We start from the raw sequence: 21,266 nt of genomic DNA, 5'->3' as shown, positions 1-21,266 counted from the left end.
GCCCGGCCAGGGCTGCATGGCTCGCCTAGGGCGGCGCCGGTCGGCAAAAACGACACGGGCACCTTGCGGTGCCCGTGTCGGTACAGCGATGACGCAGGGATCAGGCGTCGGCTTCGACCACGACCTTGACCGTGGTTTCCACGTCGGCGTGCAGGCGCACCAGCACCTCGTACTCGCCGATGTTGCGGAACGCGCCTTCGCCCAGCACCACTTCGCCCTTCTCCAGCGGCATGCCGGCGGCGGTGAAGGCCTCGGCGATGTCGCGCGGGCCAACCGAGCCGTACAGCTTGCCTTCGGTGGAGGCGTTGGCCTTGACGGTCACGCTGGCGCCTTCCAGCTTGGCGGCGCGGGCTTCGGCGTCGTCGTGGATCGACTTGGCCTTGGCTTCATACTCGGCGCGCTTGGCTTCGAACTCGGCGATGTTGGCGGCGGTGGCCGGCACGGCCTTGCCCTGCGGCACCAGGTAGTTGCGGCCGTAGCCCGGCTTGACGTCGACCTTGTCGCCGAGGCCGCCCAGGTTGGTCACTTTCTGCAGAAGAATCAGTTGCATGGTCTTGCTCCGTTATTCGTTAGCGTCGGCACGCGGCCGGCGCAACGGGTGCTGTCCGAATAGGAGAAGCCGGGATTGGGGATTGGGGAGTCGGGATTACGCCCGACGGCACCGCACTTGTCTAATCGCCAGACTTCGCTTGAATGCCCGCACCGGAGGGTGCGGGCCGTATCGCTCCGGGAAACCCGGAATTAAACGTCGTGGTTGTCCGTGTACGGGATCAGCGCCAGGAAACGCGCGCGCTTGACCGCCGTGGCCAGCTGACGCTGGTACTTAGACTTGGTGCCAGTCACGCGGCTCGGCACGATCTTGCCGTTCTCGGTGAGGTACTGGCGCAGGGTGTTGAGATCCTTGTAGTCGATCTCCTTGACGCCCTCGGCGGTGAACTTGCAGAACTTGCGACGACGGAAGAACTTGGACATGAGCGTGCTCCTTAGGCGGCTTCGGCGGCGTCGCCGTCGGTTTCGGTGGCGGCGGCGGGCGCATCGCCCTCTTCGTCGTCGCGACGACGGCGCTCACCGCGCTCGGGCTTGTCGGCCTTCTCGTCCTTGCTCTTCATGATCAGCGACTGCTCGGTGTCGGCGCCGTCGCGCTTGATCACCAGGTGGCGCAGCACGGCGTCGTTGAAGCGGAAGCTCTCGACCAGCTCGCTCAGCACGGCCTGGTCCACTTCGATGTTCAGCATGACGTAGTGGGCCTTCACCAGGTTCTGGATCGGGTACGCCAGCTGGCGACGGCCCCAGTCTTCCAGACGGTGGATGGTGCCCTTGCCGTTCTCGACCAGCGACTTGTAGCGCTCGATCATGGCCGGGACCTGCTCGCTCTGATCCGGGTGGACCAGGAACACGATTTCGTAATGACGACTCATGGTGTGTACCTTTCGGATGTGGCCTTGCGGCCGGACAGCCCCCCGCGGTGCGACGGCGGTGGGGCAAGGACTCCTGCCGGGAAGGCAGGAAGCCGCACATTATGGCGTAGAAGTGCCGCTGCGGACAAGGTGCCGTGGCGGGCGGCCGGGTGATGTCCTGACTCGATGAAGCCGGGACCCGGGGCCCGGGACCCGGAAAAGCGAGGCCGACCAGCCTTTCGTGGCGACATGCCTCAACCCGCCTGCACCAGGCAGCGCATCCGGGCCGCTCTTCCGGGTCCCCGGTCCCCGGTCCCGGGTCCCGGCCTTCGAGCTCATCCCACAAGGAGGTCGCGCCGCCGCAGCGGCGACGCTCAGGCCGCGCCGGCGTGCGCGGCGTCGGTGGTGAAGCTCTCGCCGCAGCCGCACTCGGCGGTGGCGTTCGGATTGCGGAACACGAAGGTCTCGCCCAGGCCCTGCTTGGCGAAGTCGATCTCGGTGCCGTCCACCAGCGGCAGGCTGGTGGCATCGACATAGATGCGCACACCATCCTGCTCGAACACCGCGTCGTCCGCACGCGCCTCGCGCGCCAGGTCGGTGACGTGGCCCCACCCCGAACAGCCGGTGCGCTCCACGCCAAAACGCAAGCCCAGCGCGCCAGGCGTCTGCGCGACGAAGCGCTGCACGCGGGCATGGGCGACGGGGGTGAGACGGATGGCCATGACGAACGACTCCGGCGACTGCGAGCGGACATTATAGGAAGGATGGCGGCCAATCGCCGCCACGCCTCGCAAGCGCTGCGCTCCAGCCAGTACACTTGCCCCTTCCATATCGAGTCGCTGCGGCGAGGATTCAAGTCATGACGGTGGTGAGCGTTGCACATGCGCTGGCCGGGAAGATCCCGGAAGGCGGCGAAGTCACGGTGCGGGGATGGGTGCGCACGCTGCGCGGATCTGCCGGACTGGCTTTCATCAACGTGTCCGACGGCTCCTGCTTCGCCCCGATCCAGGTGGTGGCGACCGATGCGCTGCCCAACTTCGACGAGGTCAAGCGGCTCACCGGCAGCTGCTCGCTGATCGCCAAGGGCGTGCTGGTCAAGTCGCAGGGCAAGGGCCAGTCGTACGAGATCCAGGCCAGCGCGGTCGAGGTGGTGGGCTGGGTCGAGGACCCGCTGACCTACCCGATCCAGCCCAAGCCGATGTCGCCGGAGTTCCTGCGCGAGGTCGCGCACCTGCGCCCGCGCACCAACCTGTTCGGCGCGGTGACGCGCATCCGCAACTGCCTGGCGCAGGCGGTGCACCGCTATTTCCACCAGAACGGCTACAACTGGATCAGCACGCCGATCATCACCACCTCCGATGCCGAAGGCGCCGGGCAGATGTTCCGCGTCTCCACCCTGGACATGGCCAACCTGCCGCGCGACGCGCAGGGCCAGGTCGACTTCGGCCGCGACTTCTTCGGCAAGGAGACCTTCCTGACCGTGTCCGGCCAGCTCAACGTCGAGGCCTACTGCCTGGCGCTGAGCAAGGTCTACACCTTCGGCCCCACCTTCCGCGCCGAGAACAGCCACACCACCCGCCACCTGGCCGAGTTCTGGATGATCGAGCCGGAGATCGCCTTCGCCGACCTGGCCGAGGACGCGCGCGTGGCCGAGGACTTCCTCAAGTATCTGTTCCGCGCGGTGCTGGACGAGCGCGCCGACGACCTGGCGTTCATCGCCGAGCGCGTGGACAAGACCGCGATCAGCAAGCTGGAGACCTTCATCAACTCGCCGTTCGAGCGCATCGAGTACGGCGACGCGATCGGCCTGCTGCAGAAGTCCGGGCAGAAGTTCGAGTTCCCGGTGGAATGGGGCCTGGACCTGCAGACCGAGCACGAGCGCTGGCTGACCGAGCAGCACGTCGGCCGCCCGGTGGTGGTGACCAACTATCCCGAGCACATCAAGGCCTTCTACATGCGCCTGAACGACGACGGCAAGACCGTCGCGGCGATGGACGTGCTGGCCCCGGGCATCGGCGAGATCATCGGCGGCAGCCAGCGCGAGGAGCGCCTGGACGTGCTCGACGCGCGCATGCTGCAGTTCGGCCTGGATCCGCAGCACTACGGCTGGTACCGCGACTTCCGCCGCTACGGCACGGTGCCGCATGCCGGCTTCGGCCTGGGCTTCGAGCGCCTGGTGGTGTACGTGTGCGGGCTGAGCAACATCCGCGACGCCATCCCCTACCCGCGCGCGCCGGGCAGCGCCGAGTTCTGAGCCGGCACGGGGAGCGCGCGCCATGATCCTGTTCTTCGCGCTGTGCTTCGTCGGCGTGGCGATCGCCGGGGCCAGCGCGTTCCTGATCTTCTGGCCGCTGACCCTGGTGCACATCCGCGACCGCCATCCGCCGCTGGTGGCGGCGTTCGGGCCGGGCGCCTTCCTCAAGCCGGTCGCGCTCGGCTGGCTGCTGGCGCGGCGCTACCGTCCGCTCGGCGACCGCGGGCTCTCCGGGCTGGCCACGCCGGCCTGGCTGTCGCTGATGACGATCTTCTTCGGCCTGGGCATGGCCGCCCTGCTCTGGCTGCTTTCCCTGGTGATTCCATGACCTCAGATTCTCCCGCCCACGATCAGTGGTACCTGGCCAGCCTCGGCCGTCTGCTGGTGTGGGCACGCCTGCGCGTGCGCGACGCCGGCACCGCCGAGGTGCTGGACAGCGACGGCAACACCCTCAGCTACGACAGCGAGGACACCGCCCGCGCGGCGCTGTTCGATGCTGAGTTCGTCGCCTTCGATGGCCTGGACGAGGACGATGCGCGGGCGCGCGGCTTCTCGTTGGGCGAGGTGGCGCCGCCGCAGGCCGACGACGACGCCGGCCTGCGCGGGCGCATGACCCAGACCCTGGGCGCGCGCGCCTGATCCGGCGATGCACGTTGCACCCGCCTTCGCCGAACACGACCTGGGCGCGCTCGATACGCTGATCGCGGACCACCCGTTCGCCACCCTGGTCACCGTCGCCGACGGCCTGCCCTGCGCCACGCCGCTGCCGGTGCTGTACCGGCGCGACGGCGAACGCATCCTGGTCGAAGGCCATTGGTCGCGGGCCAACCCGCAGGCGCGGCACGCCGGGCCGGCCTTGCTGATCGTGCACGGCCCGCATGCCTACGTCTCCCCGGGCTGGTATCCGGACAAGGAGGCGATGGCGCGGGTGCCGACCTGGAACTACGCCACCGCGCACCTGCACGGGCAGTTGCACCCCAGCGACGACGAAGCACTGCTGGCCGACGTGGTGGCGCGGCTGAGCGAACGCCACGAACGCGCGCTGGGCAGCGACTGGCGCTACGAGCCGGACAACGACGCGCACCGGCGCCAGTTGCGCGGCATCGTCGGCTTCCGCCTGGAGGTCGAGCGGGTCGAATTGAAGTTCAAGCTCAGCCAGAACCATCCGCCGGCGAACCAGGCCGCGGTACGCGAGGTGCTGCAGGGCCAGGCCGACACCGGCGCGCAGGCCGTCGCGGCGCTGATGCACGCGCGACGTCCGGACTGAAGCACGCCGCCACGCAGCGCGGCCGACCATACAGTTGTGCGCACCGTCACGGGACGCGCGGCGGCGTGCGCCGCCTCACCCACACCGGCTGGCCGGTCCCTGCCGGTCGTGCCCGGCATGGCGCGCACTGGCCCTGCCTCCCTCCAGCGGCGACAGACCTTCGCGGATCGCGTAGCGCGTCAATTGCGCGATGCTCTGCATGCCCAGCTTGAGCATGATGTGCTCGCGGTGGGTGCCGATGGTCTTGACGCTGATGTGCAGGCGCGCGGCGATTTCCTTGGTCGACAGGCCCTCGGACAGCAACTGCACGATCTCGCGTTCGCGCGAGGTCAGCAGCGTGTAGGCGGAGACGGCATCGCCGGGCGGACAGCGGTACTCGCTGACCAGCGACTGCGACAGTTGCGGGCTGATGTACAGCTGGTCGTTACCGACCTGCTGAATCGCACGCAGCAATTCGTGGAAGGTGCTGTTGCGCGCCAGGTAGCCCTTGGCGCCGGCGTCGATGGCCGCACGCACATTGGCCGCCGCATCGGAGGCGGCGATGCAGATCGCCTTGCTGCGCGGGCTGCGCTGCAGCAGCCGGCGGGTGGCCTCGATGCCGTTGAGGCCCGGCAGCATCACGTCCATCAGCACGATATCCGGCTGCCGTCGGGTCACCAGTTGCACGCACTCCAGTCCGTCGACCGCGTGGCCGACCACGTCGATGTCCGGCGTGTTGTTGAGCAGGGCCACCATGCCCTCCAGCACAATGCTGCGTTCGGCGGCAATCACGATACGTGTGTTCATTCTCTACCTGTGTTGGCAATGGAACTCCCAACGCGCGACCGCGCGGCAATCCGCGTCCCCCTGCAGCGCGACGCGCCCCTTTTTCACTCGATGCGACAGCGCTGAACCTGCGCTTGCATTACGTTCTCAGCTTGTCACGCTGCGTCATGGCGGCCATCGGTTTCAGGCTGATATGGATGGCGACGACGGCTGAACTTGTGCGGATTGCCGCATTCGTCTCGGTTCGTAGACAGAATCCCGTGCTACCGCGCACGCGCTGTGACGCAGAACGAAATCCTGCGCCGACGAACGATGATGGGAACACCGGCGATACGCCGGTGCCGCGCCGGCGGGTTCATTCCGCTGCCGGCGATGGCGATGGCGGCGGCGGCAGACGCGCGGCTTCCACCTGCAGCATCCCGCGGGCGAACTCGGCGAGCCGCTGCTGGATCGCCGCCGGCGGCGTGCCGGCCTCGATCGACTGCTGCAGGGCCATCAACTGCGCGGCCAACTCGCCCTGCCAGCGCATGCGCTCGGTGTCGTTGCTGGCGCGCTGCACTTCCAGCGACGCCTGCGCCTGCGCCGAGGTATCGCCGCGCACCAGCGTCTCCATCAGATCGACCAGACGCTGCAGCAGGCGGTACACCGCGGTCGCGGAAAAGCCGCCCAGCATCGCCAGGGTCGGCTTGCCGAAACTGCGCATGCTGCCGCTTTCGAACAGATCCGGCGGCAACACTTCGACCAGGATCAGCCCGGCGATCAGGCCCAGGATCATGCGCGCGCCGTAGGAGGCGTCGTACTTGGGGTCGTAGCTGGCGTCGGCGACGTAGCGGTGCACCTGGAACAGTGAGGAGAACGAGGCGCCCAGGCCGGCGCAGAACAGCAGGAACAGCGCATTCCACAGCAGCACGCTGCCCGAGGAATCCAGGAAGCCCAGGCGCACGTTGTCCGCACTGACCTTGCTGGACAGGGCCGTCGCCACCACCGCGAACAGGAACAGCAGCGAGGTCGTGGTCAGCGCGCGCACCAGCGGCAGCGGGCCGAGCAGGGTCGCCCAGTGCGGGCGGCGACGCTCGGCATCGAGCAGGAACACCGCCTGCGGCGTGGCCGGGCGGATCAGTTGCGCCAGCCGTCGGTGGGTGACCGCCAGTTCGTGCGCGTGCACCTCGATGTCGCCGCCATCGGCGTCCGGCGTGCCGGCGCCCAGCAGCGCCGACAGGCGGGCGATCAACTCCGGCGGCACCGCCATGCCGTGCTCCAGCGCATAGCGCGCCATCGCTTCGCACTCGGCGCTCAGTTGCGGCAGGATGCCCGGCGGCGGCAGCCGCGGTCCGGCACGGCGGGCCGCGGTGAGCCGGCGCCACGCGGCGCCGGCCAGCGTCTTGATCCAGACGAGGTTCATCGCACGACTCCTGGACGGAAACGACGGCCGGCGCGTCTGCGCGACGGATTACGGGTTGGCGGGGACGCGTTCCAATAGCGCGCTGTCCCGACGCGTCCCGGTGCGGTCCAGGACCTGCAGTTCGAGATTGCCGTCCGGTCTGGCGCGCAGGGTCAACTGGCCGTCGCTCAAACGCGTGCAGACACCCTGATTGTCCATGTCCAACGTGTACAACGCGTCTCCTTCGCGCATGCCGAGGTAGCGGCCCTGCACCCTGCACTCGCGCGGCGCGCCGTAGCGCAGCTGCACCGTGGCGCTACCGGGGGCCTGAGGCGTCGCAGCGACACTCAGTTGCACAGCGACGCCCCGATTGCTGTAGTCGGGACGCGTCACCCCGCGCCACGTGCCCTGCAGCGGGCTGGGCTGGCCCGGATCGCCATGCAGCACTACCGGCAGATCCTTGCCGTCGACGTTCAAGCGCAGGTCGTCGCCGCTGCGCTGCACGCGCAGCGGCTTGCCCATCAGCTTGTCGCAGTAGGCGCCACCATTGATCGACTCCAGTGCGAAACCGGCACCCGGTTGCGGCTTGACCAGCAAGGCACAGTTCAACGGCGAGCCGAACATCAGCCTGGCCTTGCCGTCGCGCTGGGCCAGGCGCACGGCGGCCAGGCGCTGCGCATCCAGCGCCAGGGTGCCGCTCCATTCGCCGGGCGGCAGCGCGTCTGCGTTGGCCGCTGCGGCCGGCGCAGCAGGCGTCGGCGCCTGCGGTGCGGCACCGGCAGCGAACGGCATGGCCAGGCACAGCGCCAGCCAGAGCGGGAAACGCGCAACACCACGCGAACGGATACGCATGCGACTCTCCTGTTGGATACGAAAGGAAACGATGGGCACGGTCAGGACAGACCGAACCAGAGCAGCGCCACCACGGCCGCCACCAGGCACAGTACGGCAAGCAGCCACAGCGCCCGGCGTCGACGCCGGCGCAGCCGCTGCGCGCGGGCCAGCGAGCGCAGGTCGATGTGCAGTTCTCGGCACCACAGGTCGGTGTCGTGCCGGGACAGGATGAAGCCGTGTCTACGCATGTGCGGTCTCCTGGGCGGGATCGTGCGGGGCGGGCGCATCGGACAGCTGCCACAGCTTCAGCCGCTGACCGTCGAACAGCACCTCGCCGACCGGGGTGTGGGTGCCGCGGAACAGGATCTGCAGGCGATGCCCGGGCCGCCGCGGCCGGCGCGGCAACACCTGCAGCAGCAGGCGCGGCGCCTCGTCCGGCACCTCCTCCACGTCCAGTTCGACGTCGAAGGCCAGGGCCAGTTCGCCGATCTGCGGCAATTGCCAGGCGCGCAGCTCCCACAACGGGATCTGCAGCGACGGCGGCTCGGCCGCGTCCGTCGCCACCGGCAGCGTCTCGCCCGCGCCGAAGCAGGCGCGCAAGGCCTGTGCGTGACGCGCGCGGCAGCGCCGCTGCGCATCCAGCAGGGCCGCCGACAGCCCCTGCAGCAGCAGGTCGAACTCGCAGCGCAGGCTGGCCATCAGTCGTCCTTCATCCAGCCGGGCTTGCGCGGGAAGCCCACGTGGTAGCACAGCCACTGCATCACCACCTGGTGCTCGCCGATCTGCAGCACGGCGAAATTCTTCTCGGTGCCGATGATCGCGCCCTTCGGCGAATCGCTCAGGCAGCGGTTGAGCAAGGCCCGCGCGGCTTCGATCTGCTCGGGCGATTGCATCTGCGTCGGGTTGTCGCTGCCGACCACGACCCGCTTGACGAACTTGACTTCAGTAAGGTCGAACATCGTTGACGAGTCCCCCGACGAGATGGTTCAACGGACCGCTATGGACTTACGCGGGAACCGGCTCGGGCTTGCCGATCTTGCGCGGCGCCACCGAGGTCTGCAGGATGTCCAGCACCCGCGCCAGACCTTCCGGCGGCCCCTTGTCCGCGGCATGCACCGAGACGTGGTACTTGGCCGAGTTGTCCGAGCTGCGCGTGTTCTCCTTGCTGGTGGAGACCGAGCCCTGGATATGCACCTTGGCCTTGAACAGGCCGAAGCCGTATTCCACGTCCGCCGACATCGACGCCGAGGCATCGGTCTTCTCCTTCGAGGAGAAGGACGACTTCACTTCCATGTCGAAGGTGATGTCCACGGTCTGGATGCTCAGGCTGGGCACGTTGACGATGGCCAGCAGCGGCACTTCCAGTTCGACCTCCTCCTCGGCGATGCCGCCGGCCTTGTCCGGGTCGTCGACCGGCCGCTTGAAGCGGAAGCTGGCGGTACGGGTGGCGCCGGTTGCCTGCGGATTCTTCGGGTCGGGGTTGTCCGGCGGCAGGAAGCCGATGACGCGGATGAAATCGGCGGTGGCGCGGGCCAGCTTGACCTGCGCGTCGCAGGCCGCATCGAGCGGGCCGCCGATCAGGTCGCCCATCGGCAGACCCTTGAATTGACTTGACATATTGACGAGTTCGTCAGCCATTGCAGTGACTCCTTCAGTTGGTGGGATTGGTTACATCGTCCGTGCCCGCGACGTCCGGCTTGTCGGCCATGACCGTCTTGAACACGCCCTGCGTCTGCGCCAGATGGTTCAGCAATCTGGCCGCTCCGTCAGTCGGTTCGGTCCCCTCCACGCGCAACACGACGTGGACGGCACTCTGGCGCTGGCTCCGCGCGCTGGCGCTGGTATCCACGCGCACGCTGGAACGGGTGGCGGTGCGCTTGGCCTGCCAGGCACCGCGCGGGCCGGGCGACTCCGGCGCGAAGAAGCCGTCGGCCGACTGCAGGCCGCCGAGGTCGCCGAGCTGCGCATCGAAGCTGATCTCCACGTCCTTGATCCGCAGCACGTTGGTCGAGACCAGCGGCAGCAGCGGCGCGCGGTAGTAGTCCTCGTCGCCTTCGGCGGCCTGCGGGTGCTGCGACGGCAGGCGGATGATCACGCTCTTGGGCCGGTGGAACTCGTCGAAGTAATCGCCGAGGTTGGCCATCTGGTGCTGCTCGATGCGGTCCTGCGCCTCGATCACGGCGCCGGCCAGCGCTTCGATCAGGTCGTTCAATGCGGTCGGTCCAGCCATGGTCGCTCCTGGAGAAAGAAGGCCGCCGTCGGCGACGGCAGCGGATCGGCGGCGCTTGCCGCGCGCACACTCAGCTCAGGTCGGGGAAGGAGTCGGTGCGCGCCAGCCAGCCCTTGAGGAACTTGCCCAGCGGCGGCTTGGCCGCGACCAGGCGCTGGTAGTAGTCGCGCCGGCCCTGCTTGTAGCGTGCGTACAGATCGCGCTGGTCGGCGGCCTTCAGCGCCGCCAGGGTGGCCGGGCCGAACTTGCCGTCCTCCGGCAGCTGCAGCGCCGGCGCCTGCGCGTTGAGCACGCGCTGCAGCAGCTTGATGGCGTTGTTGCCGGCGTTGACCTGTAAGTCGAACAGGATGTTGGCCAGCGGCTGCAGCGCGATCTCGTCGCCGTGCACCGCATTCCAGTAGCAGGTCTTGTAGATCACCCCCGCCTGCGCATCGGTGAGCGCGCGCAGGTTGTCCAGGGTCGGCTCCAGTTGCAGCAGGCTCTTGGCGTACAAGCGAAACGTCGCCAGGGTGATGCCCTTGTTGGTGGCGCCACCCGGATCCACCGGATCGTTGACGAAGCCGCCCTCGTGCTTGAGCAGGGTCGGAAAGAACGCGTTGAAGTCGGCCATGGGATCCTCCGCTGATGCCCGGTGTGGGCGTGGAGGAAGTCTGCGCAGCGCGCCGCATCGGCGGGATCGGCAAAAGCCCGATCCGGCGGCGGCTGCGCACTGAGACGCCGTGTGCATGCGGATCCCCGCGATCCGGGCAACGTCAGCGCGCGCCGCGCACCGGCCGCAGGCTTCTGGAATAATGCCGGGCTATGAGCAAAATCGAACAACTGCTGGACAACAACCGCTCCTGGTCCGAACGCATCAACCGCGAGGATCCGGAGTTCTTCAGCCGCCTGTCCAAGCAGCAGACCCCGGAGTACCTGTGGATCGGCTGCTCCGACTCGCGGGTGCCGGCGAACCAGATCATCGACATGGCGCCGGGCGAGGTGTTCGTCCACCGCAACATCGCCAACGTGGTCGTGCACACCGACCTGAACTGCCTGTCGGTGATCCAGTTCGCGGTCGAGGTGCTGAAGGTGCGGCACATCCTGGTGGTCGGCCACTACGGCTGCGGCGGCGTGCACGCGGGCCTGACCCGCGCGCGGCTGGGCCTGGTCGACAACTGGATCCGCCACGTCACCGACGTGGCCGAGAAGCACGAGCACTGCCTGCAGCAGGCCGGCGACCTCAACGTGCAGCACGCGCGCCTGTGCGAGCTCAACGTGCTCGAACAGGTGGTCAACGTCAGCCGCACTTCGATCGTGCTCGACGCCTGGGCGCGCGGCCAGGAACTGACCGTGCACGGCTGGGTCTACAGCCTGCGCGACGGCCGCGTGCACGACCTGGGCATGGAACTTGACCGCATCGACGACCTGGCGCCGCGCTACGATGCCGCCCTGGCGCGCATCAGCCAGGACCGCGAGGACCGCTGAGCGGCGCGCCGCTCCGCCATCTCGATCAAGGATCCGCATGCTCCCCGGCCCGCTCAACCTGCACGCCTGGATCGACGCCCACCGGCACCTGCTGAAGCCGCCGGTGGGCAACAAGTGCATCCACGCCGGCGACTTCATCGTGATGGTGGTCGGTGGGCCGAACGCGCGCAGCGACTACCACTACGACGAAGGCCCGGAGTGGTTCTACCAGCTCGAAGGCGAGATGGTGCTGAAGATCCAGGAAGACGGCGCGGTGCGCGAGATCCCGATCCGCGCCGGCGAGACCTTCCTGCTGCCGCCGAAGGTGCCGCACTCGCCGCAGCGCGGCGCGAACTCGGTGGGCCTGGTGATCGAGCGGCGGCGCCTGCCGCACGAGCAGGACGGCCTGCTGTGGTTCTGCGAGCGCTGCAACCACCTGCTGTACGAAGCCTACTTCCCGCTGCAGAACATCGAGACCGACTTCCCGCCGGTGTTCGCGCGCTTCTACGCCTCCGAATCGCTGCGCACCTGCGCCCGCTGCGGTCACGTGCATCCGCGGCCGGCGGCCGACGCGCCGTGACCGCCCTGCCCCCACGCCGTTCCGGCTCGCGATGCTGCGCAGCCTGATCGCACTCAAGCCGCGCGACGTGCCGGTGCGCGTGGCCCTGCGCAACACCGCCGCGGTGGTCGCGCCGCTGGCGCTGGGCGTGGCCGCCGGCCATGCCGAGTTGGGTCTGGCGGTGTCTAGCGGCGCGCTCAACACCATGTTCTCCGACCAGCCCGGCCCGTACCGGGCCCGGATGCAGCGCATGCTGATGGCCGCGCTGGCGGCCGGCGTGGCCGCGCTGCTGGGCATGCTGATCGGCGCGCACACCGTGGCGCTGGCGCTGAGCGCGCTGCTGCTCGGCCTGGGCGGCGGTCTGCTGGTGGCGCTGGGCCCGGTGGCGGCGCGGGTCGGGCTGACCAGCATGATCCTGCTGGTGGTCAGCGCCGACGTGCGCCTACCGCCGCTGCAGAGCGTGGGCGTGGCCACGCTGATCTTCGCCGGCGGCGTGCTGCAGATGCTGATGGCGCTGGCCGCCTGGCCGCTGCAGCGCTACCGTCCGGAACGCTTCGCCCTGGCCGACCTGATGCGGCAACTGGCCGGCATCGCCCGCCAGCGACCCGGCGCGACCGCCGCACCGCCGGCCACCGAAGCGGTGCTCGAGGCGATGGTGATGCTGCACGGCGAGCACCGCTCGCGCGGGCGTGCGGTGCAGGCGTTCCGGGTCATCGCCGAGCTGTGCGAACGCGCGCGGCTGGAGCTGCTGACCCTGGCCGACCTGCACGGACGCCTGGACGCAGGATCACCCGCGCGGCTGCCGATCGAGCGCGTACTCGAACGCAGCGCGGTGGTGCTGGACCAACTCGCGCACGCGCTGGACAGCGCCGAGGACCCAGACGCGGCCACTGCGTCGATGACCGGGTTCGACGATCTGGTGGATGCGCTGGCGCAAGTGCAGGCGCAGACCGAGGACACCCGCGAACGCCGCCTGCTGCGTATCGCCGTGGCCCGTGCGCAGGGCCTGGGCGGCCAGCTGCGCGCGCTGGCGCGCAATGGCCGCTGGGCCAGCAGCCGCGGCGAGATCCAGGCCGAACTGGCCGAGGCGCAGTTGCCGGCGGCGCTGCGTCCGCTGGCGCCGCTGCAGACCTTGCGGGCGAATCTGAAGCTGTCCTCGGTGGCGTTCCGCCACGCGCTGCGCTGCGGCGTGTGCCTGGCGCTGGCGGTGCTGTTCGCCCGCTGGCAGGCGATCCCGCACGGCTACTGGATCCCGATGACCACGGCGATCGTGCTCAAGCCGGATTTCGGCGGCACCCTCAGCTTCGGCGCGCTGCGCGTGGCCGGCACCTTCGGCGGGCTGCTGCTGGCCACCGTGCTGGCGCACTTCGTGATGGACGGGGCGGTGGTGCGGCTGCTGTTGCTGACCGTGTTCTGCCTGGGGTTCCGCCTGCTGACCCAGGTCAACTACGGGCTCGGCGTGGCCTGCCTGACCGGCATGCTGGTGCTGCTGCTGTCGTTCGAGGGCATGGCCCCTGGCGAGGCGATCGGCGAGCGCATCCAGGCCACCGTGCTCGGCAGCGCGCTGGCGCTGGCCGCCTACGCGCTGTGGCCGACCTGGGAACGCAAGCACATCCGCGCGATCCTGGCGCAGTTGCTGCTCGCCTACCGCGACCATCTCGACGCGGTGCTGGAAGGCCGCCTGCAGGCGCTGCCGGACACCCGCGCGGCCTCGCGCACCGCGCGCACCAACGCGCAGGCCTCGATCGAACGCCTGCGCGGCGAGCCGCGGCGCAAGCGCAACCTGCGCGAACTGACCCTGGCCGAATCGGTGCTGGCCAACGGCAACCGGCTGATCCGCGCCTCGCTGGCGCTGGAAGCGGTGCTGCGCGATGCGCCGCCGCTGCCGCCGTTGCCGGAACTGCAGCAGTTCCGGCAACAGGCGCATGCCGCACTGACCGAACTGGCCGAGAGCCTGCGCAGCGGCACGCCGCCGGCGCAGGCCAGCCTGCGCGCGGACGAGCGGCGCCTGGCCGAGGCGCTGGCCGCGCAGCCGCAGGACGGCAGCGACGGCAGCGACGGCGGCGCGCTGCCCGCGCTGGCCGACACCAGCGACCGCGTCGCCGACAGCGTCGGTACCCTGACCCACCTGGTCCGCAGTGCGCTGCTGCCGGCTGCCGCGGCCGCCAAGGAACAACCGCAGGTGACCGCGCGCCGCAGCGGATGAACGCGCCGTCGCCTCGCGCCGGCCGCGCATTCGCTGTTGCAGAGGTCCACGCGGCCGTGCCCCGCGCCATGCCATGCACTCACCTCCCGTCGTCCCACACGCTCTAGACTCTCGCCCTGCTTCCCGGAATCCAATGCCGATGAACGAGATCCTGTCCCGCCAGCACGCCATCGCCCTCGACGCCGCCGATCCGCTGCGGGCCCTGCGCCAGGAGTTCCTGTTCCCGCAGCACCAGGGCGCCGACCAGGCCTATTTCGTCGGCAACTCGCTGGGCCTGCAGCCGCGCGGCGCGCGCGCCGCGGTGCAGGAGGTGCTGGACAAGTGGTCGTCGCTGGCGGTGGAAGGCCATTTCAACGGCGACACCCAGTGGATGACCTACCACGAACTGCTGGCTGCGCCGCTGGCGCGCCTGGTCGGCGCGCATCCGCACGAAGTGGTGGCGATGAACACGCTGACGGTGAACCTGCACCTGCTCATGGTCAGCTTCTACCGGCCCACCCGCGAGCGCCCGGCGATCCTGATCGAGGCCGGCGCGTTCCCCTCCGACCAGCATGCGGTGGCCTCGCAGATCCGTTTCCACGGCTTCGACCCGGCCACCGACCTGATCGAAGTGCAACCCGATGGCGCCGATGGCACCGTGTCGCTGGCGGCGATCGAGCGCGCCATCGCCGAGCACGGCCCGCGCCTGGCGCTGGTGCTGTGGCCGGGCGTGCAGTACCGCACCGGCCAGGCCTTCGACCTGGCCGCGGTGGCGCGACTGGCGCGCGCGGCCGGCGCCGCGGTCGGCTTCGACCTGGCCCACGCCATCGGCAACGTGCCGCTGCACCTGCACGATGCCGCGCCGGACTTCGCGGTGTGGTGCCACTACAAATATCTCAACGCCGGCCCCGGCGCGGTCGCCGGCGCCTTCGTGCACGAACGCCACGGCCACGGCGACACCCCGCGCTTCGCCGGGTGGTGGGGCCACGACAAGCGCACCCGTTTCCGCATGGCGCCCGAATTCGTCGCCGCACCCGGTGCCGACGGCTGGCAGCTGAGCAATCCGCCGATCCTGAGCATGGCCCCGCTGCGCGCCTCGCTGGACCTGTTCGAGCGTGCCGGGCTGGACGCGCTGCGGCAGAAATCGCAGCAACTGACCGGCTACCTGGAGACGCTGATCCGCGCCCGCCTGGCCGACACCCTGCAGATCATCACCCCGTCCGACCCGGCGCAACGCGGCTGCCAGCTGTCGCTGCGCGTGGCCGGGGGCCGCGAACGTGGCCGCGCCCTGTTCGAGTACCTGCAATCGGTCGGCGTGCTCGGCGACTGGCGCGAGCCGGACGTGATCCGGATCAGCCCGGTGCCGCTGTACAACCGCTACCGCGACGTCTACCGCTTCGTCGAGGAAGTGGAAACCTGGGCCGGCGTCTGAGCCGCCTTCTTCGCGCGGCGGCCTGCCGCGCCTTCCGGACACCGCATTGAACGCATCCCCCCGCAGCATCACCCTGATCGGCGCCGGCCTGGCCGGCTCCCTGCTCGCCATCCTGCTCTCGCGCCAGGGCTGGCAGGTCACCGTCTACGAGCGTCGTGGCGACCCGCGCGTGCACGACTACGAGCGCGGCCGCTCGATCAACCTGGCCCTGGCCGAACGCGGCCTGCACGTGCTGCGCCAGGCCGGCGCCGATGCCGCGGTGATGGCCAAGGCGGTGATGATGCGCGGGCGCATGGTGCATTTCGCCGACGGCCACCAGCAGTTGCAGCGCTATGGCCGCGACGACAGCGAGGTGATCTGGTCGGTGCACCGCAACGATCTCAACATCACTCTGCTGCAGCTCGCCGAACAGGCCGGGGCGCGCATCCATTTCTACCGACGCCTGCACACGGTGGATTTCGATGCCGGCTATGCGCGTTTCATCGACGACCGCGACGACCAGCCCCACGACATCCGCTTCGACAGCATGATCGGCGCCGACGGCGCCGGCTCGGCGCTGCGCGCGGCGATGCAGCGCAAGGCGCCGATGGCCGAGCACATCGAGTTCCTCGACCATTCGTACAAGGAACTGGAGATCCCGCCCAGCGCCGACGGCGGCTTCCGCATCGAAGCCAACGCCCTGCATATCTGGCCGCGCGGGCACTACATGTGCATCGCCCTGCCCAACCACGAAGGCACTTTCACCGTCACCCTGTTCCTGCCCAACAAGGGCGAGCCCAGCTTCGCCACCGTGCGCAGCGGCGAGGAGGCGCTGGCGCTGTTCGCGCGCGATTTCGCCGATGCGCTGCCGCTGATGCCGCAACTGGCCGAGCACTGGGAGCAGCACCCGCCGGGCCTGCTCGGCACGCTGCGCCTGGAGCGCTGGCACCTGGACGGCCGCGCGGTACTGCTGGGCGACGCCGCGCACGCGATGGTGCCGTTCCACGGGCAAGGCATGAACTGCGCGTTCGAGGATTGCGCGGCACTGGCCGCGCACCTGCAGCGCGAGCCGGACCTGGCGCGCGCGTATGCCGCCTTCGAGGCCGAGCGCAAGCCCAATGCCGGCGCGATCCAGCAGATGGCGCTGGAGAACTACGTGGAAATGCGCGACCGCGTCGGCGATGCCGGCTTCCTGCTGCAGCGCGAACTCGGCCAGGCCCTGCAGGCGCGGCATCCGACCCGCTTCGTGCCGCACTACACCATGGTCACCTTCCTGCGCACGCCGTACGCGCAGGCGCTGGAACGCAGCGAAGTGCAGCGCGACATCCTGGTCCAGGCCACGCAGGGCCACAGCGACCTGTCGCGGATCGACTGGAACTGGCTGGAGCGCATCGTGCACGCGCGGCTGGCACCGCTGGAGGGGGCGCATTGAAGCTTCAACACTGGCACCGACAATCTAAAGTTTAATGATCATCTTTGACCTCGTTATCCGGCGGTTGAATAATCGAACGAAGCCGACTATCACGCCAAGCCCATCTACGATCGTCAGGCCAAGATAGAGCTGCCAGCAGTAATCGTTCAGTAAAAGCCTGTATGCGCACGAGGTTGACCTCCATAAGACCCACATCAGAGGAATGGGCAGCATGGAAGAGTCCATTTCTAATCCTTGCAGCACTTTTTATTCCTTCTTCAAAGCCCTCTGCAGTCCACAGATCCGAGGTCTTTATCGAATAAAATGTAGCAACTGAAGAGATCTTAGATGCAAGCGAAGCTCGACGAAGCTCAGGCAACTTCTCTTTAATTTGATCAGCCACATCACTAGAAAGAACCCCATTTTCCTTAAGCAAAGCCACTGACCTCTCTAGCTCTCGCCGCGTTCTTTTCCATACTGAAGAAGAAACGGAACCAAAAGATTTATCTGAAACTGCATTAACAACGGTTTCCATTGCAGAAAAAGCCATGAAATATGCAGTCTCCAGGAAGCCTTCATATGAAGCAGACAAAAACGATATAGCTCGCTTAATGCTTATGGATTCAGCATGATTCTTCAATTTACCAACTAAATCTGAAAGCCCCCCATTTTGTAGATTCGACGAATGAATCAACTCTTCGCTTGAGTGTCTCGATCGGGTAGCGCGCCACTTTCTTCTATAAAGAGCGTGCTTGTAGCTCCCACCCCTCGAATCCCTATATAAATATTTAATCTCATAGGCATCTACCGGCTGCCGATAACAAAGCGATAAAGCCTTACAAATTATGAAGGCCTCCTCAAGTAAAGCATCATGAAAAATTCTGAGCGAATCCCCTTCTTTGAGTATAGTGCTACCCATCAGCCAAGCTCTTCTAACTTGATGAAGAACTTTGTCACCGAAAGCAGCGCGCTCTAGATATTCATAGGAATCAAGTGCTTCGATCGTGCCAACCGGTGTCTCCACAAGAATAGAGCTTTTTCCACTACTTTTTCTATTGATATTTCCGTCGTGATGCATACTACTAGCATCTATCCCACACAAAATTCCGCTAGGCTGCAAAGCAACAGTGTAATTAAGTTCGGTGGCATGTGAGTAAGCAGCCTGATCAATACCAATCTCCATCGCCCCAACCTCCAGCTTTAAAACTGAAGTATCACTAGTCCAACTAGTAAGGCCAAGCAAATTTATTGAATCCTCTTTACCGTCGACGGCGTGAAGCCTTATCAAGTTACGATCAATAGCTCGGGTTGCCAAATGTATCTGGGCACGCTCATTTGAGTCGCCGACATAGATAAGCTCAACCTCAAGTGAAGTTGGATCGTGTTTCTCATAACGAATAGACGCAGCACATGGCATCGACAGAGATTGATCAGACTGAAGAAAAACATGCCTTTGAATAGCAACTTTCCCATCCCGACTCATAGTATTTTTCCAAATTATCGAGGCTATTTTTCATCTAACAGCTGCCACACCACATAGTGCAACAGCCTCAAACAAGCCCACAGCCCAGGCTGATACAGGCATACTAATCACACTCAACAAGCCAACCTGCAAGCACATCGTTGCCGCGTGTTCGAACCCACATGCCAGACAGCTTCCTCTTCTACGACCTGGAAACCTTCGGCGCCGATCCGCGGCGCACGCGCATCGCGCAGTTCGCCGCGGTGCGCACCGATGCCGAGCTCAACGTGATCGAGGAGCCGATCAGTTTCTTCGTCAAGCCGGCCGACGACCTGCTGCCCTCGCCGGTCGCCACCCTGATCACCGGCATCGCCCCACAGCAGGCACTGCGCGAGGGCGTCAGCGAAGCCGAGGCGTTCGCACGCATCGCCGAGCAGATGGCGCGGCCGCAGACCTGCACGCTGGGCTACAACTCGCTGCGCTTCGACGACGAGTTCGTGCGCCACGGCCTGTTCCGCAACTTCTACGATCCCTACGAACGCGAGTGGCGCAACGGCAACTCGCGCTGGGACCTGCTGGACATGCTGCGGCTGATGCACGCGCTGCGCCCGGAGGGCATCGTCTGGCCGCAGCGCGAGGACGGCGCCACCTCGTTCAAGCTGGAGCAACTGGCATTGGCCAACGGCGTGCGCGACGGCGATGCGCACGAAGCGCTGTCCGACGTCTATGCCACCATCGGCATGGCCCGGCACTTCCGCCGCAGCCAGCCGCGGCTGTGGGAGTACGCGCTGAAGCTGCGCGACAAGCGCTTCTGCGGCAGCCTGCTCGACGCGGTGGCGATGCAGCCGGTGCTGCACGTGTCGATGCGCTATCCGGCCGCGCGCCTGTGCGCGGCGCCGGTGCTGCCGTTGGCGCGGCATCCGCGCATCGACAGCCGGGTGCTGGTGTTCGACCTGGAAGGCGACATCGAGCCGCTGCTGCGCTATACGCCGGAACAGATCGCCGACCGCCTGTACACCCCGCAGGCCGACCTGCCCGAGGGCGAGCAGCGTATCCCGCTCAAGGAAGTGCATCTGAACAAGGCACCGGCGCTGGTCGCCTGGGCGCACCTGCGCGAAGCGGATTTCGCCCGGCTGCGGCTGGACCCCGCGCAACTGCTGGCCAAGGCCGCGCGCCTGCGCGAGGCCGGCCCGGCGCTGGCCGAGAAAGTACGACGGGTGTTCGCCAGCGAGCGCGCCGCGGTGCCGGCAGATGTCGACGCCTCGTTGTACGACGGCTTCCTGGCCGATGGCGACAAGCGCACGATGGCCCAGGTCCGCGCCACCCCGCCGGCGCAACTGGCCGCGCTGGAAGGCCAGTTCCGCGATCCGCGCCTGCCCGAGCTGCTGTTCCGCTACCGCGCGCGCAACTGGCCGCAGAGCCTGTCCATCGCCGAACAGGCGCGCTGGGACGACTACCGGCGGCAGCGCCTGCAGCAGGACAGCGGCCTGTCCGAACTGAGCTTCGACGCCTTCTACGCGGAACTGGCCGGTTTACGCCTGGCTCACCCGCAGGATGCTACCAAGCAAGCCCTGCTCGACCAGTTGGCCGCCTGGGGCCACGACCTGCAACGCAGCCTATGACCAGCTATTTCAGCGACGCCAGCTTCAAGTTCCTGCGTGCCCTGGCGCGGCACAACGACAAGGCCTGGTTCAACGACAACCGGCACAAGTACGAAGAACACGTGCGCCAGCCGTTCCTGCGCCTGATCACCGACCTGCAGCCGGACCTGGCCCAGGTCAGCGAGCACTTCCGCGCCGACCCGCGCGGCGTCGGCGGCTCGCTGTTCCGCATCCACCGCGACGCGCGCTTCTCCCACGACAAGTCGCCGTACAAGACCTGGCAGGGTGCGCGCCTGTTCCACGAGCGACGCAAGCAGGTGCCGGCGCCCTCGTTCTACATCCACCTGCAGCCGGGCGAGAGCTTCGTCGGCGCCGGGCTGTGGCATCCGGAACCGGACACACAGCGCAAGGTGCGCCAGTTCATCTTCGACAATCCCGGCAGTTGGAAGGCCGCTGCGCATGCGCCGGCACTGCGGCGCCGCTTCGATTTCGAGGAAAGCGAGATGCTGGTGCGCCCGCCACGCGGCTTCCCGGCCGACTTCGACTACATCGACGACCTCAAGCACAAGAACTGGGTGTTCTGGCGCCAGCTCGACTACGCGGCGATGACCGGCCCGCGGCTGCGCACGCAGGTCGCCGCCGACCTGCAGACGCTGGGCCCGTTCGTGGACTATCTGTGCGCGGCGCTGGACCTGGAGTTCTAGAACGGCAGTGCTTCCCCGTCGGAGCAGATTCAGCGGCGACAGGCATTCCCGGTCACGCGTCGCGGCTGATCCGCTCCTGCAGAACGCCCACACGCAAGGAGACATGCGATGAAGAAATGGCTGGCCTTGCTGTTCCTCGCCCTGCTCGCCCTCGGCGGTTATGTCGTCGCCGGGCCGTACCTGGCCATCCGCGGCATCGACCAAGCGCTGCGCGAGCGCGATGCCGCGGCACTGGAGCGCTACGTCGACTTTCCCACGCTGCGGGTCAACCTCAAGGCCCAGGTGGACGATGCGCTGGTGCGCCGCGCCGGCCCCGACCTGCAGTCCAGCCTGTTCGGCGGGGCGCACCAGCGCATCGTCCA

At 67.5% G+C, this 21,266-nt stretch carries 26 protein-coding genes; 12 read left to right on the top strand and 14 right to left on the bottom strand.

The annotated features are described in order from the left end of the window. Positions 1-100: 100 nt before the first annotated feature. The 4 genes from rplI to CEK68_RS19185 all read right to left on the bottom strand — a co-directional run bounded on the left by rplI (position 101) and on the right by CEK68_RS19185 (position 2,119). Complete coding sequence (rplI, locus tag CEK68_RS19200) at positions 101-550, bottom strand: 50S ribosomal protein L9 (protein WP_010342531.1); 450 nt, start codon at positions 548-550, stop codon at positions 101-103. A gap of 191 nt (positions 551-741) precedes the next feature. Further along, the gene (gene rpsR, locus CEK68_RS19195) at positions 742-972 is read right to left on the bottom strand and encodes a 30S ribosomal protein S18 (protein WP_002804494.1); all 231 of its coding nucleotides are present in this window, start codon (positions 970-972) and stop codon (positions 742-744) included. Between the two features lie 11 nt (positions 973-983). Continuing rightward, entirely contained in the window at positions 984-1,418 is a 435-nt protein-coding gene (gene rpsF / locus CEK68_RS19190; protein ID WP_010342529.1) for a 30S ribosomal protein S6, read from the bottom strand. Between the two features lie 353 nt (positions 1,419-1,771). After that, a complete protein-coding gene (locus tag CEK68_RS19185) occupies positions 1,772-2,119 on the bottom strand; it encodes an iron-sulfur cluster assembly accessory protein (protein WP_017907178.1) in 348 nt (115 codons plus the stop codon). A 137-nt stretch (positions 2,120-2,256) separates the two neighbouring features. On the opposite strand from CEK68_RS19185, the gene asnS reads away from it, so the two are divergent. The 4 genes from asnS to CEK68_RS19165 are packed head-to-tail and all read left to right on the top strand — an operon-like array spanning position 2,257 to position 4,918. Beyond that, the gene (gene asnS, locus CEK68_RS19180) at positions 2,257-3,651 is read left to right on the top strand and encodes an asparagine--tRNA ligase (RefSeq protein ID WP_017907179.1); all 1,395 of its coding nucleotides are present in this window, start codon (positions 2,257-2,259) and stop codon (positions 3,649-3,651) included. A 22-nt stretch (positions 3,652-3,673) separates the two neighbouring features. Continuing rightward, positions 3,674-3,979 carry a hypothetical protein gene (locus tag CEK68_RS19175; RefSeq protein WP_017907180.1) on the top strand — a complete coding sequence of 102 codons (306 nt, stop codon included), beginning with the start codon at positions 3,674-3,676 and terminating at the stop codon, positions 3,977-3,979. Continuing rightward, the gene (locus CEK68_RS19170) at positions 3,976-4,290 is read left to right on the top strand and encodes a hypothetical protein (protein WP_017915419.1); all 315 of its coding nucleotides are present in this window, start codon (positions 3,976-3,978) and stop codon (positions 4,288-4,290) included. Before CEK68_RS19175 ends, CEK68_RS19170 begins: the two co-directional genes overlap by 4 nt. A gap of 7 nt (positions 4,291-4,297) precedes the next feature. Continuing rightward, positions 4,298-4,918 (top strand): FMN-binding negative transcriptional regulator, encoded by a 621-nt coding sequence (locus tag CEK68_RS19165; RefSeq protein WP_152240340.1) that lies wholly within the window; start codon positions 4,298-4,300, stop codon positions 4,916-4,918. 75 nt (positions 4,919-4,993) lie between these two features. Here CEK68_RS19165 and CEK68_RS19160 read toward each other — a convergent pair whose 3' ends face one another. The 9 genes from CEK68_RS19160 to CEK68_RS19120 form a co-directional block, all read right to left on the bottom strand. Next, positions 4,994-5,704, bottom strand: coding sequence for a response regulator transcription factor (locus tag CEK68_RS19160; protein WP_017912470.1), 711 nt, complete (start codon positions 5,702-5,704; stop codon positions 4,994-4,996). 334 nt (positions 5,705-6,038) lie between these two features. Continuing rightward, positions 6,039-7,085, bottom strand: a complete 1,047-nt coding sequence (locus CEK68_RS19155) for a hypothetical protein (RefSeq protein WP_152240339.1) — start codon at positions 7,083-7,085, stop codon at positions 6,039-6,041. Positions 7,086-7,133: 48 nt separating this feature from the next. Further along, entirely contained in the window at positions 7,134-7,916 is a 783-nt protein-coding gene (locus CEK68_RS19150) for a hypothetical protein (RefSeq protein ID WP_152240338.1), read from the bottom strand. Between the two features lie 41 nt (positions 7,917-7,957). Next, entirely contained in the window at positions 7,958-8,146 is a 189-nt protein-coding gene (locus tag CEK68_RS19145; protein ID WP_017910929.1) for a hypothetical protein, read from the bottom strand. Beyond that, the gene (locus tag CEK68_RS19140) at positions 8,139-8,597 is read right to left on the bottom strand and encodes a hypothetical protein (protein WP_148828591.1); all 459 of its coding nucleotides are present in this window, start codon (positions 8,595-8,597) and stop codon (positions 8,139-8,141) included. The genes CEK68_RS19145 and CEK68_RS19140 overlap by 8 nt, the downstream gene beginning before the upstream one ends. Beyond that, on the bottom strand, positions 8,597-8,857 hold the full coding sequence (locus CEK68_RS19135; RefSeq protein WP_017910927.1) for a hypothetical protein: 261 nt from the start codon (positions 8,855-8,857) through the stop codon (positions 8,597-8,599). The genes CEK68_RS19140 and CEK68_RS19135 overlap by 1 nt, the downstream gene beginning before the upstream one ends. A 46-nt stretch (positions 8,858-8,903) precedes the next feature. Then, positions 8,904-9,536 (bottom strand): DUF2589 domain-containing protein, encoded by a 633-nt coding sequence (locus tag CEK68_RS19130; protein ID WP_026143450.1) that lies wholly within the window; start codon positions 9,534-9,536, stop codon positions 8,904-8,906. Between the two features lie 13 nt (positions 9,537-9,549). Continuing rightward, positions 9,550-10,128: a DUF2589 domain-containing protein gene (locus tag CEK68_RS19125; RefSeq protein ID WP_173003349.1), complete on the bottom strand. Its 579-nt coding sequence runs from the start codon at positions 10,126-10,128 to the stop codon at positions 9,550-9,552. Between the two features lie 70 nt (positions 10,129-10,198). Further along, positions 10,199-10,738, bottom strand: coding sequence for a glycosyl hydrolase 108 family protein (locus CEK68_RS19120; RefSeq protein ID WP_152240337.1), 540 nt, complete (start codon positions 10,736-10,738; stop codon positions 10,199-10,201). A gap of 191 nt (positions 10,739-10,929) precedes the next feature. On the opposite strand from CEK68_RS19120, the gene can reads away from it, so the two are divergent. From can to CEK68_RS19095, 5 genes are all read left to right on the top strand, one after another. Continuing rightward, positions 10,930-11,592 carry a carbonate dehydratase gene (gene can, locus CEK68_RS19115; RefSeq protein ID WP_017910923.1) on the top strand — a complete coding sequence of 221 codons (663 nt, stop codon included), beginning with the start codon at positions 10,930-10,932 and terminating at the stop codon, positions 11,590-11,592. Between the two features lie 37 nt (positions 11,593-11,629). Beyond that, positions 11,630-12,151, top strand: a complete 522-nt coding sequence (locus tag CEK68_RS19110) for a 3-hydroxyanthranilate 3,4-dioxygenase (RefSeq protein ID WP_017910922.1) — start codon at positions 11,630-11,632, stop codon at positions 12,149-12,151. Positions 12,152-12,182: 31 nt separating this feature from the next. Beyond that, entirely contained in the window at positions 12,183-14,336 is a 2,154-nt protein-coding gene (locus CEK68_RS19105; protein ID WP_152240336.1) for an FUSC family protein, read from the top strand. A 139-nt stretch (positions 14,337-14,475) separates the two neighbouring features. Then, positions 14,476-15,747 (top strand): kynureninase, encoded by a 1,272-nt coding sequence (gene kynU, locus CEK68_RS19100; RefSeq protein WP_150409250.1) that lies wholly within the window; start codon positions 14,476-14,478, stop codon positions 15,745-15,747. A 46-nt stretch (positions 15,748-15,793) separates the two neighbouring features. Beyond that, positions 15,794-17,158, top strand: a complete 1,365-nt coding sequence (locus CEK68_RS19095) for an NAD(P)/FAD-dependent oxidoreductase (RefSeq protein WP_152240335.1) — start codon at positions 15,794-15,796, stop codon at positions 17,156-17,158. A gap of 31 nt (positions 17,159-17,189) precedes the next feature. Here the strand turns inward: CEK68_RS19095 and CEK68_RS19090 are convergent, their stop codons facing one another. Further along, the gene (locus CEK68_RS19090) at positions 17,190-18,620 is read right to left on the bottom strand and encodes a hypothetical protein (RefSeq protein WP_152240334.1); all 1,431 of its coding nucleotides are present in this window, start codon (positions 18,618-18,620) and stop codon (positions 17,190-17,192) included. 161 nt (positions 18,621-18,781) lie between these two features. Here CEK68_RS19090 and sbcB point away from each other — a divergent pair, with 161 nt between their 5' ends. The 3 genes from sbcB to CEK68_RS19075 form a co-directional block, all read left to right on the top strand. Continuing rightward, positions 18,782-20,221 carry an exodeoxyribonuclease I gene (gene sbcB, locus CEK68_RS19085; protein WP_017912070.1) on the top strand — a complete coding sequence of 480 codons (1,440 nt, stop codon included), beginning with the start codon at positions 18,782-18,784 and terminating at the stop codon, positions 20,219-20,221. Further along, positions 20,218-20,904, top strand: coding sequence for a DUF2461 domain-containing protein (locus CEK68_RS19080; protein ID WP_152240333.1), 687 nt, complete (start codon positions 20,218-20,220; stop codon positions 20,902-20,904). Before sbcB ends, CEK68_RS19080 begins: the two co-directional genes overlap by 4 nt. Positions 20,905-21,012: 108 nt before the next feature. After that, a partial coding sequence (locus tag CEK68_RS19075) for a DUF2939 domain-containing protein (protein WP_152240332.1) occupies positions 21,013-21,266 on the top strand: 254 nt, incomplete at its 3' end.

Source organism: Xanthomonas sp. LMG 12461 (genome assembly GCF_009192935.1).
In the GTDB taxonomy this organism is placed as follows: Bacteria; Pseudomonadota; Gammaproteobacteria; order Xanthomonadales; family Xanthomonadaceae; genus Xanthomonas_A; species Xanthomonas_A sontii.
Note: the sequence above shows the minus strand (reverse complement) of the source record. Positions and strands in the feature narration are given on the sequence as shown.

Bases quoted from the DNA above. Each gene is read 5' to 3' on its own strand.
- rplI (WP_010342531.1), bottom strand. From the start codon at position 550: ATGCAACTGATTCTTCTGCAGAAAGTGACCAACCTGGGCGGCCTCGGC.
- rpsR (WP_002804494.1), bottom strand. From the start codon at position 972: ATGTCCAAGTTCTTCCGTCGTCGCAAGTTCTGCAAGTTCACCGCCGAG.
- rpsF (WP_010342529.1), bottom strand. From the start codon at position 1,418: ATGAGTCGTCATTACGAAATCGTGTTCCTGGTCCACCCGGATCAGAGC.
- CEK68_RS19185 (WP_017907178.1), bottom strand. From the start codon at position 2,119: ATGGCCATCCGTCTCACCCCCGTCGCCCATGCCCGCGTGCAGCGCTTC.
- asnS (WP_017907179.1), top strand. From the start codon at position 2,257: ATGACGGTGGTGAGCGTTGCACATGCGCTGGCCGGGAAGATCCCGGAA.
- CEK68_RS19175 (WP_017907180.1), top strand. From the start codon at position 3,674: ATGATCCTGTTCTTCGCGCTGTGCTTCGTCGGCGTGGCGATCGCCGGG.
- CEK68_RS19170 (WP_017915419.1), top strand. From the start codon at position 3,976: ATGACCTCAGATTCTCCCGCCCACGATCAGTGGTACCTGGCCAGCCTC.
- CEK68_RS19165 (WP_152240340.1), top strand. From the start codon at position 4,298: ATGCACGTTGCACCCGCCTTCGCCGAACACGACCTGGGCGCGCTCGAT.
- CEK68_RS19160 (WP_017912470.1), bottom strand. From the start codon at position 5,704: ATGAACACACGTATCGTGATTGCCGCCGAACGCAGCATTGTGCTGGAG.
- CEK68_RS19155 (WP_152240339.1), bottom strand. From the start codon at position 7,085: ATGAACCTCGTCTGGATCAAGACGCTGGCCGGCGCCGCGTGGCGCCGG.
- CEK68_RS19150 (WP_152240338.1), bottom strand. From the start codon at position 7,916: ATGCGTATCCGTTCGCGTGGTGTTGCGCGTTTCCCGCTCTGGCTGGCG.
- CEK68_RS19145 (WP_017910929.1), bottom strand. From the start codon at position 8,146: ATGCGTAGACACGGCTTCATCCTGTCCCGGCACGACACCGACCTGTGG.
- CEK68_RS19140 (WP_148828591.1), bottom strand. From the start codon at position 8,597: ATGGCCAGCCTGCGCTGCGAGTTCGACCTGCTGCTGCAGGGGCTGTCG.
- CEK68_RS19135 (WP_017910927.1), bottom strand. From the start codon at position 8,857: ATGTTCGACCTTACTGAAGTCAAGTTCGTCAAGCGGGTCGTGGTCGGC.
- CEK68_RS19130 (WP_026143450.1), bottom strand. From the start codon at position 9,536: ATGGCTGACGAACTCGTCAATATGTCAAGTCAATTCAAGGGTCTGCCG.
- CEK68_RS19125 (WP_173003349.1), bottom strand. From the start codon at position 10,128: ATGGCTGGACCGACCGCATTGAACGACCTGATCGAAGCGCTGGCCGGC.
- CEK68_RS19120 (WP_152240337.1), bottom strand. From the start codon at position 10,738: ATGGCCGACTTCAACGCGTTCTTTCCGACCCTGCTCAAGCACGAGGGC.
- can (WP_017910923.1), top strand. From the start codon at position 10,930: ATGAGCAAAATCGAACAACTGCTGGACAACAACCGCTCCTGGTCCGAA.
- CEK68_RS19110 (WP_017910922.1), top strand. From the start codon at position 11,630: ATGCTCCCCGGCCCGCTCAACCTGCACGCCTGGATCGACGCCCACCGG.
- CEK68_RS19105 (WP_152240336.1), top strand. From the start codon at position 12,183: ATGCTGCGCAGCCTGATCGCACTCAAGCCGCGCGACGTGCCGGTGCGC.
- kynU (WP_150409250.1), top strand. From the start codon at position 14,476: ATGAACGAGATCCTGTCCCGCCAGCACGCCATCGCCCTCGACGCCGCC.
- CEK68_RS19090 (WP_152240334.1), bottom strand. From the start codon at position 18,620: ATGAGTCGGGATGGGAAAGTTGCTATTCAAAGGCATGTTTTTCTTCAG.
- sbcB (WP_017912070.1), top strand. From the start codon at position 18,782: ATGCCAGACAGCTTCCTCTTCTACGACCTGGAAACCTTCGGCGCCGAT.
- CEK68_RS19080 (WP_152240333.1), top strand. From the start codon at position 20,218: ATGACCAGCTATTTCAGCGACGCCAGCTTCAAGTTCCTGCGTGCCCTG.